We start from the raw sequence: 17409 nt of genomic DNA, 5'->3' as shown, positions 1-17409 counted from the left end.
GAACCCGAGGGTTCCGGCCCGAGCCGGCGGGCGCCGCTGCGGCTGCTACCGGGCCGTGCCCGGTGCCGGGCCGCTTCTAGTGCTGGGCGCCGACCCGCGGGGCGTGGACGGCCGCCGCGGCCGAGGCGCCGGCCGGGCAGCCGCCCGGGCCGGCGGTGGTCCGGACCGCGCCGACCGGCAGCAGGGTGCCGCAGGCGATCCGGATGCCGTTCGGGAGCTCGTTGTCGGCCTCGACGGTCGCGCCGTCGCCGATCACCGCGCCGTCCAGCGAGGTGCGGGCGCCGATGACGGCGTACGCGCCGACGATGGAGTCCTTCACGTAGGCGTCCGCGGCGATGGTCGCGCCCGGCAGCACCACGCTGCCCTCGACGATGGCGCCGGCCTCGACGACCGCGCCCTCGGAGACCACGGTGCCGGAGCTGAGCACCGAGCCGGGGTGCACGCTGGCGCCCGGCAGCAGCAGCGCCTCACCGGTCGGGCCGGGCACGGCGGGGGAGTCGACCCGGCCGAGGACGAGGTCCGCGGAGCCGCGCACGAAGGCGGCGGGCGTGCCCAGGTCCAGCCAGTACGAGGTGTCCACCACGCCGCGCAGCAGGGCGCCGGTGGCCAGCAGCTCGGGGAAGGTCTCGCGCTCGACCGAGACCTCGCGGCCGGCCGGGATGCGGTCGATCACCGAACGGGTGAAGACGTAGCAGCCGGCGTTGATCTGGTCCGTGACGATCTGCTCGGGCGTCTCCGGCTTCTCCAGGAACTCCAGCACCCGGCCGTCCTCGTCGGTCGGGACGAGGCCGAAGGCGCGCGGGTCCTCCACCCGGGTGAGGTGCAGGGTCACGTCCGCGCCGGCGGCCACGTGACCGTCGCGCAGGGCGGCGATGTCGACGCCCGACAGGATGTCGCCGTTGAAGACCAGGACGGGCTCGTCCGGTCCGCAGGTCAGCCCGGACGCGGCGTTGCGGATGGCCCCGCCGGTGCCGAGCGGCTCGCGCTCGGTCAGGTAGACCAGCTCGATCCCGTACGGGGTGCCGTCCTGGAAGTGGTCCTCGAACACCTCGGCCAGGTACGACGTGGCGAGCACGACCCGGGTGACGCCGGCGGCCGCGGCGCGGGCCAGCTGGTGTGCGATGAACGGGACACCCGCCACGGGGAGCATGGGCTTGGGGGTGTGGGTCGTCAACGGGCGCAGTCGTGTGCCCTTGCCGCCGACCAGCATGATCGCCTCGGTCATGGTCTGCGCTGTTCCCCTTGTGCTCCGGTGTGGCGCCGCCGCCGGTGCGGCTGCAGCCTCCGCTGGTGGTGTGACCCCCCCGGTCGGTCCGGGTGCGGATCAGGCCCGCACGGCGCGGGTCAGGCGCCTACTGTATTTCCTTCCCGCGCGGGCCTGACCAGGCGCCTGCCCGATTGGCGGGACGTCCAGCCGCAAACGCCCCTCGCGGGCCCCTGTCACGACCGGGCCCGGCCGACGCCGAGAAGGCGTCGACCGGGCCCGGTGCAGCGGAAGTTGTGGCAGAACTGTCGAACAACAGGGCGGTCGGGTGCCGAACCGCGCCGACTCCCGGCGCCGTTCGGCGGTCCGTCCGGATCAGGCGTCGACGGTCTCGGACTGCGCCTCGGCGGGCGGCGCGGCCTTGACGGAGTCCAGCAGCAGCTGGGCGACGTCGACCACCTTCAGGTGCTCCTTGGCCGCGCCCTCGTTCTTCTTGCCGTTGGCCGAGTCGGAGAGCATCACCAGGCAGAACGGGCAGGCGGTGGAGACGATGTCGGGGTTGAGCGACAGCGCCTCGTCCATCCGCTCGTTGTTGATGCGCTTGCCGATCCGCTCCTCCATCCACATCCGGGCACCGCCGGCGCCGCAGCAGAAGCCGCGCTCCTTGTGACGGTGCATCTCCTGCTGGCGCAGACCCGGGACCTTGTCCATGATCTCGCGCGGCGGGGTGTAGACCTTGTTGTGCCGGCCCAGGTAGCAGGGGTCGTGGTAGGTGATCAGGCCCTCGACCGGGTTGACCGGCAGCAGCCGGCCCTCGTCGATCAGGTGCTGCAGCAGCTGGGTGTGGTGGATGACCTCGAAGTGGCCGCCCAGCTGGGGGTACTCGTTGGCGATGGTGTTGAAGCAGTGCGGGCAGGTCGCCACGATCCGCTTGGTCGGCGCGTCCTCCAGCGCGGCGTTCAGCGTCTCGACGTTCTGCGCGCCGAGCATCTGGAACAGGAACTCGTTGCCCAGGCGGCGCGGGGAGTCACCCGAGCAGGTTTCCTCCTTGCCGAGGATCGCGAACTTGACGCCCGCGGTGTGCAGCAGCTCGGCGAAGGCCTTGGTGGTCTTCTTCGCGCGGTCCTCCAGCGCGCCGGCGCAGCCGACCCAGTAGAGGTACTCCACCTCGGCGGGGTCGATGTCCTCACCGATCACCGGCACCTCGATGCCGGTCTCCTTCTTCAGCTCCTTGACCCAGTCGAGGCGCGCCTTGGTGGCCATGCCCCACGGGTTGCCCTTGTTCTCCAGGTTCTTGAGCATCGTCCCGGCCTCGGTCGGGAAGGAGCTCTCGATCATCACCTGGTAGCGGCGCATGTCGACGATGTGGTCGATGTGCTCGATGTCCACCGGGCACTGCTCGACGCAGGCGCCGCAGCTGGTGCAGGACCAGAGCACGTCCGGGTCGATGACGCCGTTCTCCTCGGCGGTGCCGATCAGCGGGCGCTCGGCCTCGGCCAGCGCGGCCGCCGGGACGTCCTTGAGCTGCTCGGCGGTGGCGATCTCGTTGCCCTCGGCGTCCTTGCCGCCGCCGGCCAGCAGGTACGGCGCCTTGGCGAACGCGTGCTCCCGCAGGCTCATGATCAGCAGCTTGGGGGAGAGCGGCTTGCCGGTGTTCCAGGCGGGGCACTGCGACTGGCAGCGACCGCACTCGGTGCAGGTGGAGAAGTCGAGGATGCCCTTCCAGGAGAAGTGCTCGACCTGGGAGACGCCGAAGACGGCGTCCTCGGCCGGGTCCTCGAAGTCGATCGGGGCGCCGGCGCTGGTCATCGGGCGCAGCGCGCCGAGGGCGACGCCGCCCTGCTCCTCGCGCTTGAAGAAGATGTTGAAGAAGGCGAGGAAGCGGTGCCAGGCGACACCCATCGACGGGTTGATGCCGATGGTGGCGGCCCACGCGAAGGAGATGCAGATCTTCAGCATCGCGAAGAGGTAGATCAGGTTTTCCAGCGTGCCGTGCGACAGGCCCTTGAAGGCCAGCACCAGCGGGTACGAGACCAGGTACGCCGCCTCGTACGACTCGACGCCCGCGAGGGCGCCCTCCAGGCCGCGCAGCACCATGATGCAGATGCCGATGCCGAGGATCGTGTACTCGACGTAGAAGGCCTGCCAGGCGATGGAGCCGGCGAAGCGGGACTTGCGGCCGGCCCGGCCGGGCAGGCTGAGCAGCCGGATCACGATCAGGGTCGCGATGCCCAGCGTGGTGAGGGTGCCGACCAGTTCGGTGAAGACCTCGAACGGCAGCCAGTGCCCGATCACCGGGATCGTCCACTCGGCGTCGAAGAGCTGCCCGAAGGCCGTGACCAGGGTCGTGACCAGGGTGAAGAACCCGACCGCGACGAACCAGTGGGCGATGCCGACGATGCCCCACTGGTTCATCCGGGTGTGGCCGAGGAACTCGACGGCCACCGTCCTCGTCCTGCGTACCGGGTTGCCGGTACGGGTGGCGTCCGGCGAACCGGTCTTCACCACCCGGTAGATGTACGCGGCCGCACGGGCGGCGAGCGCGGTGCCGATCACAGTGGTGACCAGCGAGATGACGATCGCTGCTAGCTGCATCGGCTCTCCGTCTCCTGCGGCTGGGGTCGAGCTGTGTGTAGAGGGGTCCGACCGATTGTACTCATCGGTAACTTGCAGGTGGACCTCGGCGGAGACTATCGCTCGTTAACGCTCGTTCAGAAGATGCGCAAGGTATGGCGGCAGTCACTTAGGGCTCACTCACCCGCCTGGTCGAGGCTCGCTCGCCGCCGGGGCTGATTGTTTGGGCTCGCTCGCCGCCGGGGCTGATTGTTTGAGTTCACTCGCCGCCGGGGCGCTTCGGTCCGGTGCCGACGGTCGTCGCTTCGTCGCTCCTTCGTCGCTCCCGCGCTCCTCCCTTTCGGCACCGGCGCGCCCCTTTGGCTCGCTCACGGGGCGCCCTGTCGTCCGTCGCCGGGTTGTCGGGTCACTCGTACGTGTCGCGGGGGGCGGGCGGTGGGGGTGACGGGTGAGAGTGGTGGGAGGCGATGGGGGTGGACGTGCGCCGGTGAGCCGGGTCGGGGCGGCGTGGCGCAGGGTGTCGTACAGGCGAGCGCGCAGTAAAGTTGAGCGGTGCCGACTCAAGCCTGTTGACGCCTCGGATCCGGTCAGGCATGCTTGAGCCTGTAAAGCTCAACTCTTCCGTGGAGGTATTTACGATGGCACGCGCGGTCGGCATCGACCTCGGTACGACGAACTCGGTCGTCAGCGTTCTGGAGGGCGGCGAGCCCACCGTCATCACGAACGCCGAGGGCGCTCGGACCACGCCGTCCGTCGTCGCCTTCGCCAAGAACGGCGAGGTGCTGGTCGGCGAGGTCGCCAAGCGCCAGGCGGTCACGAACGTCGACCGGACCATCCGCTCGGTCAAGCGCCACATGGGCACCGGGTGGAAGGTCAACCTGGACGGCAAGGACTTCAACCCCCAGCAGATCAGCGCCTTCATCCTGCAGAAGCTCAAGCGGGACGCCGAGGCCTACCTGGGCGAGACGGTCACCGACGCCGTCATCACCGTTCCGGCGTACTTCTCGGACTCCGAGCGCCAGGCCACCAAGGAGGCCGGTGAGATCGCGGGCCTCAACGTCCTGCGCATCGTCAACGAGCCCACCGCGGCGGCGCTGGCCTACGGCCTCGACAAGGACGACCAGACCATCCTGGTCTTCGACCTCGGCGGCGGCACCTTCGACGTCTCCCTGCTGGAGATCGGCGACGGGGTCGTCGAGGTGAAGGCCACCAACGGTGACAACCACCTCGGTGGTGACGACTGGGACCAGAAGGTCGTCGACCACCTGGTCAAGGTCTTCCAGTCCGGTCACGGCGTCGACCTGTCCAAGGACAAGATGGCCCTGCAGCGTCTGCGCGAGGCGGCCGAGAAGGCCAAGATCGAGCTGTCCTCGTCCTCCGAGACCTCGATCAACCTGCCCTACATCACGGCCTCCGCCGAGGGTCCGCTGCACCTGGACGAGAAGCTCACCCGGGCCCAGTTCCAGCAGCTCACCGCCGACCTGCTGGAGCGCTGCAAGACGCCGTTCCACAACGTGATCAAGGACGCCGGCATCTCGCTCTCCGAGATCGACCACGTCGTCCTGGTCGGTGGCTCGACCCGTATGCCGGCCGTCGCCGAGCTGGTCAAGGAGATGACCGGCGGGCAGGACGCCAACAAGGGCGTGAACCCGGACGAGGTCGTCGCCATCGGCGCCGCCCTGCAGGCCGGTGTCCTGAAGGGCGAGGTCAAGGACGTCCTGCTGCTCGACGTCACCCCGCTGTCCCTGGGCATCGAGACCAAGGGCGGCATCATGACCAAGCTGATCGAGCGCAACACCACGATCCCGACCAAGCGCTCCGAGATCTTCACCACGGCCGAGGACAACCAGCCGTCGGTGCAGATCCAGGTCTACCAGGGCGAGCGCGAGATCGCCTCGTACAACAAGAAGCTCGGCATGTTCGAGCTGACCGGCCTGCCCCCGGCCCCCCGTGGCCTGCCGCAGATCGAGGTCACCTTCGACATCGACGCCAACGGCATCATGCACGTCGGCGCGAAGGACCTCGGCACCGGCAAGGAGCAGCGGATGACCGTCACCGGCGGCTCCGCGCTGCCGAAGGACGACATCGAGCGCATGATGCGCGAGGCCGAGCAGTACGCCGAGGAGGACCACAAGCGTCGCGAGTCGGTCGAGACCCGCAACCAGGCCGAGCAGCTCGTCTACTCGACCGAGAAGTTCATCGCGGACAACACCGACAAGCTCCCGGCCGACGTCAAGACCGAGGTCGAGACCGCGATCGGCGAGCTCAAGGAAGCCCTCAAGGGTGAGGACATCGCGGCCATCCGCGAGGCCACCGAGAAGGTCTCCACCACCGCCCAGAAGCTCGGCACGGCGCTCTACGCCAACGCCGACGCCGCCGGTGCGGCCGCTGCCGGCGACGGCGCCGCGGCCGGTGCCCCCGAGGACGACGTGGTCGACGCCGAGATCGTCGACGACGAGAAGCCCAAGGGTGGTGCGGCATGACGGAGAAGCCGCAGGGCGCTGAGCCCGGCGACGACTCCACCGCTGAGGAGGCCGTCCTCAAGGCTGCCGAAGAGGCGGTCTCGGGCGGTGCCTCGGAGGAGCTCGCCGCGGCCAAGCGCGAGGTGGCCGAGCGCACTGGTGACCTCCAGCGCCTCCAGGCCGAGTACCAGAACTACCGCAAGCGGGTCGAGCGGGACCGCATGACGGTCCGCGAGATCGCGGTCTCCAACATCCTGGAGAGCCTGATCCCGGTGCTGGACGACATCGGCCGGGCCCGCGAGCACGGCGAGGTGACGGGCGGTTTCAAGTCCGTCTCCGACAGCCTGGAGACGGTCGTCGCCAAGCTGGGCCTGCAGCAGTTCGGCAAGGAGGGCGAGCCCTTCGACCCGACGATGCACGAGGCGCTGATGCACAGCTACTCCTCGGACGTCACCGAGGACACCTGTGTGCAGATCCTCCAGCCGGGCTACCGGATCGGCGAGCGGATCATCCGCCCGGCGATGGTGGCGGTCGCGGAGCCCCAGCCGGGCACCCAGACCACGTCCGCGCCGGACGACGCCGAGCAGGCGGCGGACGGCGACGCCGACAAGGCTGACGGTGGCGCGGAAAGCTGACAACCTGTGCGCTGCGGAGTCGTACGTCGTCCAGTACGGCGAACGGCTCCGCAGCGCCGTATCCGCGGGCGGTGCCGGCAGTGCCCCCGGCGCCGCCGGCACCGCCCGCGGGTACCGCGGACCTATTGACTCCGGGAGGTGGCGGCAGCCATGAGCGGCAAGGACTACGTGGAAAAGGACTACTACAAGGTCCTCGGCGTGCCCAAGGACGCCTCCGCAGCCGAGATCAAGAAGACGTACCGGAAGCTGGCGCGGGAGTTCCACCCCGACGCCAACAAGGGCGACGTCAAGGCGGAGGACCGCTTCAAGGACATCTCCGAGGCCTATGACGTCCTGTCGGACGACAAGCGCCGCAAGGAGTACGACGAGGCGCGCACGCTCTTCGCCAACGGCGGCTACCGCTCCGGCGGCCCCGGCGGCGGCAACTACAGCTTCGACTTCGGCGACCTGTTCAACGGCACCCAGGGCGGCCCGGGTGCCGGGGGCGGCGGGATCGGCGACGTCTTCGGCGGCCTGTTCGGCCGCGGCGGCCGGCAGGCCCAGCCGCGCCGGGGCGCCGACGTCGAGACCGAGGTGACCCTCAGTTTCGAGGAGGCGGTGGACGGCGCGACCGTCCCGCTGCGGATGACCAGCCAGGCGCCCTGCCGCTCGTGCAGCGGCACCGGTGCCAGGGCCGGCACCACCCCGCGGGTCTGTCCGACCTGCGTCGGCGCCGGGACCGTCAGCCGTGGTCAGGGCGCCTTCGCGCTCTCCGAGCCCTGCCGGGACTGCCGCGGCCGCGGCATGATCGTCGACGATCCGTGCCCCGACTGCCACGGCAGCGGTCGGGCCAGCTCGGCCCGCACCATGCAGGTCCGGATCCCGGCCGGGGTGCAGGACGGTCAGAAGATCCGGCTCAAGGGCAAGGGCGCCCAGGGCGAACGCGGTGGCCAGCCCGGCGACCTGTTCGTCCTGGTGCACGTCGACCCGCACCCGGTCTTCGGCCGCAAGGGCGACAACCTGACGGTGACCGTGCCGGTGTCCTTCCCCGAAGCGGCGTTGGGCGGCACCATCGAGGTGCCGACGCTCAAGGGCCCGGCGGTGAAACTCAGACTGCCCGCCGGGAGTGCCAACGGCCTCACCCTGCGGGCCCGGGGCAAGGGCGCCACCCGTAAGGACGGCACCCGCGGGGACCTCCTGGTCACCGTGGAGGTCGTGGTGCCGCAGCACGTCATCGGCGACGCGCTGGCGGCTCTGGAGCAGTACCGCGAGGCCACCGCCTCGGACGACCCGCGGGCCGCCCTGTTCCGGGCGGCGGAGGGAGCGTGACCAGCTCATGAACCGTGACTCGATCGGTGTCGGCCTCGGCGACGGCCTCCCCGGAGGCCCCCGTCCCGGCCGGCCCACCCGCAATCCGGCCGGGGCCGCCGCGTACGTGCTGACCGAGGACACCCCGGTCTACGTCATCTCGGTCGCCGCCGAGCTGTCCGGCCTGCACCCGCAGACCCTGCGCCAGTACGACCGGCTCGGCCTGGTCTGCCCCGACCGCACGGCCGGTCGCGGCCGGCGCTACTCGGCCCGGGACATCCAGCAGCTGCGCGAGGTGCAGCGGCTGTCCCAGGACGAGGGCATCAACCTGGCCGGCATCAAGCGGATCATCGAGCTGGAGAACCAGGTGGCTGCCCTCCAGTCCCGGATCGGCGAGCTCGCCGACTCCCTGGAGGGCGCCGCCAGCGCGCTGCAGCAGCGTGAGGCCGCGGTGCACGCCTCCTACCGCCGGGACCTGGTGCCGTACCAGCAGGTCAGCCAGTCCAGTGCGCTGGTGGTCTGGCGACCGAAGCGATAACCGGATATTTCGGGTCAAGCCGTCGGGTCCCCCTCCTGGGGGGTGCCGGCGGCTTGTCTGGAATGAGAGAGTGCCATCCAACGGACCCTGCCGCGTGCTGGACGCGACTCCAGCGGGCACCTCGACACTTAGGATCCCCAGTGGGGGTGACTGCGGTCCACCTTCAACGTCGGTTCAATTGTCGATGAGGAGCCGAAATGAGCGGGAGGGACGACGCCGGTCTGAGCGGGAGCGGACCCGGCATGTTGTCGAGTGGAGCCCACACGCTCTACCTGTCCGTCATTCGCGCCCACGGCCGGATCGCCCGTGGCGAGGTCGACCAGAGAGACACCAGCCAGCTGCTGGAGCTGCTGGACATCGGGCTGCTGGTGCCCGACACGGACGACCCGTCGGTGCTGGTGGCCGTCGATCCCAAGCAGCTCGGCTCCGGGCTGAGCGCCGTCTGGCAGCGCCAGGCGCTGGAGCTGCTCTCCCGGGCGATCGCGCTGCCGGCCGAGCTGAACAGTCTCGCGGAGGCGTTCCACACTCCGGAGCCGGTGGGCGGCACGATCGAGTACGTGCGGGGCAAGGCGCTGATCAACCAGCGGCTCAAGCACGCCGTCGCCAGTGCCAAGGAGGAGGTCCTGGCGGCCCAGCCCGGGGGCCCCCGCCCCCCGGAGGCCCTCTCGGGCAGTCTGGCGGGGGACCTGGAGGATCTCCGCCGCGGGGTCGCCGCGCGGACGATCTACCATCCGAGTACCCGCTACCACGCTCCGACGCGTGACTACGTCGCCACGATCACCCAGGCCGGAGGGCTGTTCCGGACCCTGGACGAGCCCTACACCCGGCTGATCGTGATCGACCGGCGGCTGGCCGTGATACCCGTGGTCGAGGACCTCAACCTGGCCGCCTTCATCCATGACCAGGCCGTCATCAACTACCTGACGGACGAGGTGTTCGAGCGCAACTGGAACCGGGGCCTGGATTTCAACGGCGGGCGGACGGTGCCGCAACAGGTGGTCTCCCGGCTGCGGCAGACGATCGTCGACCTGCTGCTGAAGGGGACCAATCACCGGGTGATAGCCCGCAGACTGGGTATCAGCGAGCGCACCCTGGCCCGGCATCTGGCCGAGATGCGCGAGGACTACAACGTGGAATCGCTGTTCCAGCTCGGCTACATCCTGGCGCGCTCCTCACAGGAAACCCCGGAGTGCCCGCCCGCCTCGGTCTCGTTCGGGGATAATTGACCTGAACCTGACGATTTCTGATCCCGGTATTTCCACCGGTCGCCGACGTCGTTGTTCAATCAATTCGGCCCGCCGGCCGATCAGGTCCAGTTGTACTCCATGGCGATTGCCTGCTGGGCCTGCAGTGAGAAGTCGGCCGAGTCTGCCGAAGTCACTCGACTGACATGGACAGGTCCGCCATCATGGTCGAGAGTGACCGTGCCGGCCAGTAGTGCCATTGCGCCAACGGCCAGCGACACCAGGGCTGCACGAACGTTCGCACGGGTACGGGACATGGGCACCTCATTCTGTAGGGACATGTCAGATCGAACAGATATGTGACATGCGGGCAATCGATCCGATGATGCCGCACTCGCGGTACCGGTGTCACGAGGGGGCCACCTTTGAGGGGTGTCATCTCTCTGCCAGTCAGACGGATGACACCGCGTGCCAGTGGACGCTGCGGGCGTGGGCGTTGGACGATCAACTCGCCCATCTCGACCCGACGGCATTGTCGGGCCGCCCGATGGCTCCCCCCTTTGACTGCGATTCAGTTGTCGCCGCCAACGCCTTTCGGTTTCTGATATTCCCTACGAAACCAGCCCAAAAGCCGCATAGCCTACCAAGGTGCGTCTCTCCTGTGGTGGGCCATTCCCCCGGAGTCGACATGAGTGAGCCCTACCAGCGCGATCACGCCGGCCACGCCCCCGAGGGCCGGCGAGCCCGAGTGTTCCTCGCCGCGCCGCTGATGCGACTGACCGGGCCGGCCGACAGCGTGGTGACCCTGGCGAGCCGCACCCGGCTGACCACCCTGCGCTCCACGCTGCTGCGCAGCGGCGCCGCCGTGTACAGCGCGCACCACAGCGACGCCTGGACGGTGGCCGGCCGGGCACCCGAGCCGAGGGTCCCGTCCGACTTCCGCGCGCTGCAGACCGCCGACCTGGTCTTCGCCTACGTCGGGGCGCCGCTCAGCGCCGGGGTCAGCCTGGAGCTCGGCTGGGCGTCGGCGCTGCGCAAGCCCGTCGTGCTGCTGGTCGACGAGGCGATCACCCACAACCCGCTGATCGCCACCATCGAGCAGGTCGCCCCGGTGCTGCCGCTCGTCTTCGACGACACCTGGTCGCAGGAGGCCCTGCGGCACACCGTGGAGACCGCGCTGGACTGGGCCGGCATGGCGCTGTCGCTGCGCGAGGGCTTCTGGACGGCTCCCGGCGAGCACTTCACCATCCCGCGCCAGCAGCAGCCGCCGGCCGTCGGGCCGTTCGACTTCTGGACCACCGGCGCGGCCACCGGCTGATCCGCGGCGGCACCCGTCCGTCCGGCCGACCCCGGCTCCCCGCACCGGTCGGCCCGCCCGGAAGGGCGTCCGCGCGCCGTACGGCTCCCCGGGCCGCGCGACGCGCACCACCGGCACGGACCCGCAGGAGCTCGGCCCGGCGCCGAGCACCCGTCGGGAAGAACCAGGGGCCGGCGAGAATCGCCCGATCCGCTCGCGGACGGGCAGGCCGCATTCGCACCCGGCGCCGGACCGTGTCCGGCGGACCGGCCCCGCACACCTCCGCTCCGTACGGTCCGGCTCCCCCGACACGGGCTCCGCAGGCGTCCGCTCCGGGCGCGGCCCGGCCGGCGGGCATCCGCTCCGGGCCGCGGTGGTACACCGGTCACTCACCGCGGCCACCGCGCATCAGCCAGCCGAGTTGGAACAGGGTCTGCGCGCCGTGCCGTTCGCGCAGCCGGGCGATGTGGGCGGCGACGGTGCGCTCGCTCAGCCCGAGGCGGGTGGCGACCGCGCGCTGGGTGAGCCCGGTGGCGAGCAGGCGCCCGACGCGGTCGGCGGCGAGGCGGGCGGGCCCCTTGGAGAGGGCGGCGTCCCACTCGACCGAGTCGGCCCGGGCCCAGTCGCGTTCGAAGACGGCGACCAGGAAGGCGACGGCCGCGGGGTCGGAGATGAACGCGGCCCTGCTGTGGTCGTCGGCGGCCGGCACCACGGCGATCGACCGGTCGATGATGATCATGCGCTGGAAGGGTTCGTCCAGCACCCGGAGCCGGGCCCCGAGCCGGGTGACCTCCAGCGCGTAGTCGGCCGCGGTCCCGTCCAGGACGGCCATCGGCTGGTAGAGCGTGCGCAGCGTCCGGCCGCTGGCCAGCAGGGGCACGTCCTGACGCAGCGACAGCGCCATCGTCATCGGCGGCCGGGAGCCGGGCTGCGCGGTGAGCAGGCCCTCCTTGCAGTCCGAGAGCAGCTCCGCGATCCGCTGCCGGATCGCCTCGCGGCCCTCCACCAGGGTGGCGTCGCCGTGCTGGCCCGGTAGGCGGGGCACGGACTCGTAGGCCTTGGTGAGGCTCTCCAGCTCGGTCGGCAGGCCCTCCGCCCGGACGAGCAGCCGGGTGGCCTCCGAGCGGAGTTCGGCGCCGATCCGGTCGCTGACGGCGCGTGGGCTGACGGCCGTGTAGGAGGCGTCCACCGCGTTGGGCATGAGCAGTCCGGTGTCGATGAGCTGGCGCAGGGCGGCCTCGTCGGAGGGATCCACGGTGGTGACCGGGATGGCTCCGCCTTCGGCCAGGATCGCCAGGTACAGCTGACGGGCCGCCTCGTCGGGCACGCCCGCGTCCGGGGCGGCCGTCGGATCCGCAGTCACTCGAACACTCCCTGCCGGATGTCCCTCAAGGTCCGTTCATGATCGCAGGGCCGTCGGACGGCCGCGATCCCGGACTCCGTCGCCGACGGCCCCCCGGGCCGGTCGTGCGTATGCACGTCCGGCCCCAGGGGCGCGCCGGTGAACGCCGAAGCCGAAGGCGCTTCCGGCGAGGCGGAGCAGCAACGCCTCGCCGATTCCGGAGCGGGACGCCATCACCACACATGGCCTCCCGCCGGAGCTCTTCCCCCCGTGTGCCACGGCACGGACGTACCGGGTGCACCCATGTGAAGAGCAAGTCGCCGTCATCAGGCTGCGGTGGCCCGGACGACTTGGCGTGTCTCCACCATCACAGTGTGTCGGCCGGTGAACAAGTGGCGCCGGTTGCAGGTTCCCGCAAGTGCAGGAACCTGCAGGCCCGCGCTGCGGCGATCCGGGGGAAATTCGCCGCGTTCCGCTCACTTCCGCTGTTCCGCGACGGCCGGGGCCGGCAACCGACCGAACATTCGGCGGAAAGCGCGGTTCGCGGCGCCGCCGTAAGCACGGCGCCGCCCTTTATCGGGAATTCCCCCCCGCCCGGTTCGCCTGTTCGGGCAGCGCCCCGCCGGCCGGCCCCGGGGCGATGCCCGGTCACCGCCCGTACAGGCGTTGTTCCGGCGGGCGTACCGGTGGCGTCGCGCGCTGCTGGCAGGGTGCTGCGTATACGAGTCGCAGGTCGGTGGAACGAAGTGGCGCCGCCGGGTCCGGAGTGGTTTGATCCGGTGGGCTGTGCGTCGTGTTCTGTGGGGGAGTGGGCTTTTCATGGGGGACTCGCCGGTACGCCGGAGACCTTGGACGGGCGGCGCCGCCGCGGCTTTCTCGGTCGCCGCACTGGCGACCTGGTCGGGTGCCCTGCCCGCGCTGGCCGAGGACTCCAGGACGCTCTTCACCGTGACGGCGAGCACGACCACCCTGGTCGCACCGGCCGGCGGCGACGGCGCCTACGCCGAACTGCCCGTCTCCTTCACGGCCGACGACGGCCGCAGCACGCTCACCGGGGTGCGGGTCGCGGTCGACGGCCGCCTGCTCGCCGGGATCGCGGAGCTGAGCCTGCCCGCGCCGTGCGCCTTCACCGATGCCGGGCACCTGCAGGCGCTCTGCTCGCCCGGGGACACCACCGGCGGCGGGCACCTCGGGCTCGGCGTGCGGGCGCTCCCCGGCGCGCCGGCCGGCGCCGCCGGGCAGGTGCGCTTCACCGTCACGGCGACGAACGCCACCGCCGACCGCGCGGCGGGCCGGGACGTCACCGAGATCCGCGTGGGGGACGGCCCGCAGCTCACGGCCGCCCGGCTCCCGGTGCTCACCCGCACCACGGCGGGCGCCGCCGCCACGCTCGGCGTCGCCCTCGCCAACCAGGGCAACCGGGACGCCCGCGGAGTCCTGCTCTGGTTCCGGATACCGGAGGGCTACGGCCTCCCCGCCGCCCTCGCCGACTTCGACAACTGCACCTACCCGGCCGGGCCCGCGGGCCTGGTGCTCTGCCGCTTCGAGGACGCCGTGGTCCGCCCCGGCCAGGTGCTGCGCCCGTCCGTCCCCGTGGCGCTGCTGGCGGGGGACGGCTCGCCCGAAGGGCGGTTCGAGTACGGCGTGGACGTCGCCGCCGGGCCGGTGGACCGGCAGCTGTCGGCCCTGGCGGGCGGCGGACACCGGGGTGCGGGCGCGCCCCTGGGGCTGATCGCCGGGTCGGGCGCCGACTTCGCCGGCGACAGTGCGTCCAGCCTGCTGCAGGCCGACCGGCGCCACCTGCTGGCGGCCGTCGCCGGCGACCTCTCGGGCCTGCTGGGCACGACCCTGCCGGCCGCCTTCGAGCTGCGCAACGACGGAGACGCGCCGCTGGCCGCGCCGACCGGGCCGGCGACGGAGGGCGGCACGCCGTACGGGCTGCTGGTGAGCTTCCCCCAGGGGGTCCGGATCACCGGCGCACCGGCCGACTGCGCCCAGCGGCCGGGCGAGCCGGACGTCTACCTGTGCGTGCAGACCCGGACGCTGGCGCCCGGTGCCTCGCAGGACTACGCCTTCCGCCTGGTGCTGGCCGAACTGCTCGACCGGGCCCCGGGCCGGGCCTCCGTGCAGGGGCCGGGGCAGGCGGCCACGGCCGCGTTCGCGGTCACGTCGAGCGCCGCGCCCGCGCCGTCCCTCACCGTCCCGAACCTCCCCTCCGAACCCGCTCTCCGGGCCGCCGGGCCGGCGCAGGACGCGGCGACCGCCGAGCCGTCCGCCACGCCGGTGGCCCTGGTGCTGGCCGCCCCCACCTCGCCGTCCCCGATCGCGCAGGCCACCCTCGGCGGCGGGCTGGCGGAGAGCGGCGGCGACAGCGGACTGTCGCTGGCCGCCACCGGCGGCCTGGCCGTCGGCCTCGGGCTGGGCCTGATCGGCCTGGCAGCGCGCCGCCACTGGGCCGGTAACCGGGGCTGAGGGCCGACCCGGCCGGGGGCCGGGGCCGGGGGGTCGGGGCTGAGCGTCCCCGTACGTCCGCGGCCGGCGCTACCACCAGTAGGCGGGGTAGCGGGCGGTCCGTCCGGTGCGGCCGGCCAGGATGCCGGCGAGCACCAGCAGCACGGTGGCGAGGGCCAGCAGGGCCAGGAACCGCAGGGCCGGCGGCTGGCCGAGCACCACGATGACCGAGGTCGCCGCCGCCGGGGAGTGCGGCGTCCGGGCCGCCGCCATCGCGCCGATCGCCAGGCCGCCCGCGATCGCGGCGGTCCAGAGCGAGCTGCCGCCGACCGCGAGGGCGGCGAAACCCACCAGGGCCGAGACGAGCTGTCCGCCGACGACGCTCCGCGGCTGGGCGAGCGGCAGCGCCGGTGCGGCGAGGACGAGGGCGGCGCTGGCGGCCAGCGGCGGGATCAGGACGGGCATCGCCAGCAGCTTTCCGACCGCCACCAGGAGCACCAGAGCGGCCACGCCTCCGGCGGTGGCCACGGCGAGGAAGGCGGCCGGCGGCCGGCCGGGGGCCCTGGAGGCGAGCCGTGCGAAGCGGCGCCGGGGTGCCGCGGCGGTCGGGTCGGCCGCCCGGCTCGCGGTGGTCGCGGTGGCTGCTGCGGCGGGTGTGACTGATGCGGCGGGTACGGCGTCGACGGGTACGGCGGTGGTGCCGGGCCCGGCGGTGGTCGTGGCCGTGCCGGTGGTGGCGACGGTGGCTGCGTCGGACATGGGGCTCCCTGCGTCGGCGGTCCCTGACTCGGGTCAAGATAATGCATCAGAGGTGATACTTGCATTAGTAGAGCGGGCGAGCGGTCGCCGGCCGGGCCCGCACCCGGCGCGCGGGATGATGGAGCGATGGACGGCGGTGGCATGGCGGACGCGCAGGAGCCGGAGCAGGCCCGGTCGGTGGCTGACGGGATGCCGCTCACCGGCGAGCCGCTCGCGCTCGAACTGGTCAACACCACGTTCGTCCGGGGCGGGCTCCGGGGGGCCTTGATCGACGCACTGCGGACGCCGGACGACCTCGACGGCTGGCTGGCGGACCGGGAGCCGCTGTTCAGCGAGCCGCTGCGAACCGAACTCCCCGGGGCGGCCGCCACCGAGGGCCACCTGGCCCGGTTCCTGGAGCTGCGGCAGGCCCTGCGGGACCTCGCGGCCGCACACGTCGCGGGGCGAGCACCCGCCGGCCCGCCCGTCGACCTCCTCAACGCCTCGGCCCCGCTGGCCGCGTGCTGGCTCCAACTCGCCCCGGCGGCCGACGGCCCGGCTCGGGCGGTGACCCGCCGCGCCGAGCCCGATCCGCACCTGGCCGCCCTCGGGGAGGTGGCGACGGCGGGCATCGCGCTCTTCGCGGGCGAGGCGGCCGACCGGATCAGGGCCTGCCCGGCGCCGGGCTGCATCCTCTACTTCGTCCAGAGCCACCGGCGCCGGGAGTGGTGCACGGTGGCCTGCGGAAACCGCGTCCGGGTGGCCAGGCACAGCAGGCGGGCCAAGGGGGACACCCCCTAGCGGGGGCACGCCCGGCCACTCCCGCCCGGTGGATACCGCCCGGCGGGAGTGCCGGCCGTCGCTCCGCCGATCGTGTCGATGTCACCGGGTGCCGTTCGACGTCCTGGTGGAGGCTGGAGGGAGGCGCCGGGCGACCGCCCGGCGACCGGGCTCCGGCCGGTACCGAGGAGGAGACGGTCATGCGATTCATGATGCTGGTCAGGGCGAACGGGGAGACCGAGGCGGGAGCGCCGCCCACCACGGAGATGGTCGAGGCGATGGACCGCTACAACGACGAGCTGATCAAGGCCGGTGTGCTGCTCGCCGCCGAGGGGCTGCACCCGAGCTCGAAGGGCGCGCTGGTCTCCTACTCGGGCGGCGGCGCCACCGTGACCGACGGGCCGTTCGCCGAGGCGAAGGAGCTCGTCGCGGGGTACTGGCTGATCCAGGTCTCGTCCAGGGACGAGGCGCTCCAGTGGGCCACCCGGATCCCGTTCGAGGACGGCGCCGTGGAGGTGCGGCAGGTGTTCGAGGCGGCGGACTTCCCGCCCGGCGTGGTTCCGCCCGAGATCGCCGCCAAGGAGCAGGCGTTCCGGGACGGGCAGTCGGGCGGCTGACCGAAGGCCTAGGTCGTGCGCGGTGTCGGGCTCGGCCTCCGACCCCGACACCGGGCGCGTTCGCGCAGCAGCAGCAGCAGCAGAAGAAGCAGCAGCGGACCGGGCGGGGCGCCGTCGACGAGCCCCGCCCCCGGGCGGACAGGCGCGTCGGTGTTGGCCCGGCACACCGCGAGCTGCTCTGATGGGTGGCCGTGACGGCTCCCGAGGACAGCACCGACCGCCCCCGCGACCCGGCCGGTCCGCCGTCGGACGACGCCACCGCGGCCGGAACTGCCGACTCCACCGAGTCCACCGACACCA

General features: G+C 72.1%; 13 protein-coding genes and 1 pseudogene. 9 read left to right on the top strand and 5 right to left on the bottom strand.

The genetic code is table 11. The features are described 5' to 3' along the window. Positions 1-160: 160 nt before the first annotated feature. Together ACFTWP_RS06285 and ACFTWP_RS06280 are read right to left on the bottom strand one after the other, a co-directional pair. Positions 161-1225, bottom strand: a pseudogene (locus ACFTWP_RS06285) (sugar phosphate nucleotidyltransferase); the annotation flags it as partial. A gap of 354 nt (positions 1226-1579) precedes the next feature. Then, positions 1580-3799, bottom strand: a complete 2220-nt coding sequence (locus tag ACFTWP_RS06280) for a (Fe-S)-binding protein (protein ID WP_380263082.1) — start codon at positions 3797-3799, stop codon at positions 1580-1582. Positions 3800-4416: 617 nt separating this feature from the next. Between ACFTWP_RS06280 and dnaK the strand changes: the two genes are divergently transcribed. The 5 genes from dnaK (at position 4417) to ACFTWP_RS06255 (ending at position 9926) form a co-directional block, all read left to right on the top strand. Then, positions 4417-6261 (top strand): molecular chaperone DnaK, encoded by a 1845-nt coding sequence (gene dnaK / locus ACFTWP_RS06275; RefSeq protein ID WP_380263081.1) that lies wholly within the window; start codon positions 4417-4419, stop codon positions 6259-6261. Beyond that, positions 6258-6875: a nucleotide exchange factor GrpE gene (gene grpE, locus ACFTWP_RS06270; RefSeq protein WP_380263080.1), complete on the top strand. Its 618-nt coding sequence runs from the start codon at positions 6258-6260 to the stop codon at positions 6873-6875. Before dnaK ends, grpE begins: the two co-directional genes overlap by 4 nt. Positions 6876-7025: 150 nt before the next feature. Next, positions 7026-8183 (top strand): molecular chaperone DnaJ, encoded by a 1158-nt coding sequence (gene dnaJ / locus ACFTWP_RS06265; protein WP_380263079.1) that lies wholly within the window; start codon positions 7026-7028, stop codon positions 8181-8183. 7 nt (positions 8184-8190) lie between these two features. After that, positions 8191-8700, top strand: a complete 510-nt coding sequence (locus tag ACFTWP_RS06260) for a heat shock protein transcriptional repressor HspR (protein ID WP_380263078.1) — start codon at positions 8191-8193, stop codon at positions 8698-8700. A 197-nt stretch (positions 8701-8897) separates the two neighbouring features. Further along, positions 8898-9926, top strand: a complete 1029-nt coding sequence (locus tag ACFTWP_RS06255) for a LuxR family transcriptional regulator (RefSeq protein WP_380263077.1) — start codon at positions 8898-8900, stop codon at positions 9924-9926. 80 nt (positions 9927-10006) lie between these two features. On the opposite strand, the gene ACFTWP_RS06250 is transcribed toward ACFTWP_RS06255, so the two are convergent. Beyond that, entirely contained in the window at positions 10007-10201 is a 195-nt protein-coding gene (locus tag ACFTWP_RS06250; RefSeq protein ID WP_380263076.1) for a hypothetical protein, read from the bottom strand. A gap of 371 nt (positions 10202-10572) precedes the next feature. On the opposite strand from ACFTWP_RS06250, the gene ACFTWP_RS06245 reads away from it, so the two are divergent. After that, entirely contained in the window at positions 10573-11202 is a 630-nt protein-coding gene (locus ACFTWP_RS06245) for a hypothetical protein (RefSeq protein WP_380263075.1), read from the top strand. A gap of 364 nt (positions 11203-11566) precedes the next feature. On the opposite strand, the gene ACFTWP_RS06240 is transcribed toward ACFTWP_RS06245, so the two are convergent. After that, positions 11567-12544, bottom strand: coding sequence for a LuxR C-terminal-related transcriptional regulator (locus ACFTWP_RS06240; RefSeq protein WP_380263074.1), 978 nt, complete (start codon positions 12542-12544; stop codon positions 11567-11569). Positions 12545-13342: 798 nt separating this feature from the next. Here ACFTWP_RS06240 and ACFTWP_RS06235 point away from each other — a divergent pair. Further along, entirely contained in the window at positions 13343-14995 is a 1653-nt protein-coding gene (locus ACFTWP_RS06235) for a hypothetical protein (protein ID WP_380263073.1), read from the top strand. Positions 14996-15064: 69 nt separating this feature from the next. On the opposite strand, the gene ACFTWP_RS06230 is transcribed toward ACFTWP_RS06235, so the two are convergent. Continuing rightward, positions 15065-15502 (bottom strand): HPP family protein, encoded by a 438-nt coding sequence (locus ACFTWP_RS06230; protein WP_380263098.1) that lies wholly within the window; start codon positions 15500-15502, stop codon positions 15065-15067. Positions 15503-15859: 357 nt separating this feature from the next. Between ACFTWP_RS06230 and ACFTWP_RS06225 the strand changes: the two genes are divergently transcribed. Further along, complete coding sequence (locus ACFTWP_RS06225) at positions 15860-16513, top strand: CGNR zinc finger domain-containing protein (protein WP_380263072.1); 654 nt, start codon at positions 15860-15862, stop codon at positions 16511-16513. Between the two features lie 179 nt (positions 16514-16692). Further along, positions 16693-17109 carry a YciI family protein gene (locus ACFTWP_RS06220; RefSeq protein ID WP_380263071.1) on the top strand — a complete coding sequence of 139 codons (417 nt, stop codon included), beginning with the start codon at positions 16693-16695 and terminating at the stop codon, positions 17107-17109. Positions 17110-17409: the final 300 nt, after the last annotated feature.

The organism is Kitasatospora sp. NPDC057015, assembly GCF_042673745.1.
GTDB lineage: Bacteria > Actinomycetota > Actinomycetes > Streptomycetales > Streptomycetaceae > Kitasatospora.
Note: the sequence above shows the minus strand (reverse complement) of the source record. Positions and strands in the feature narration are given on the sequence as shown.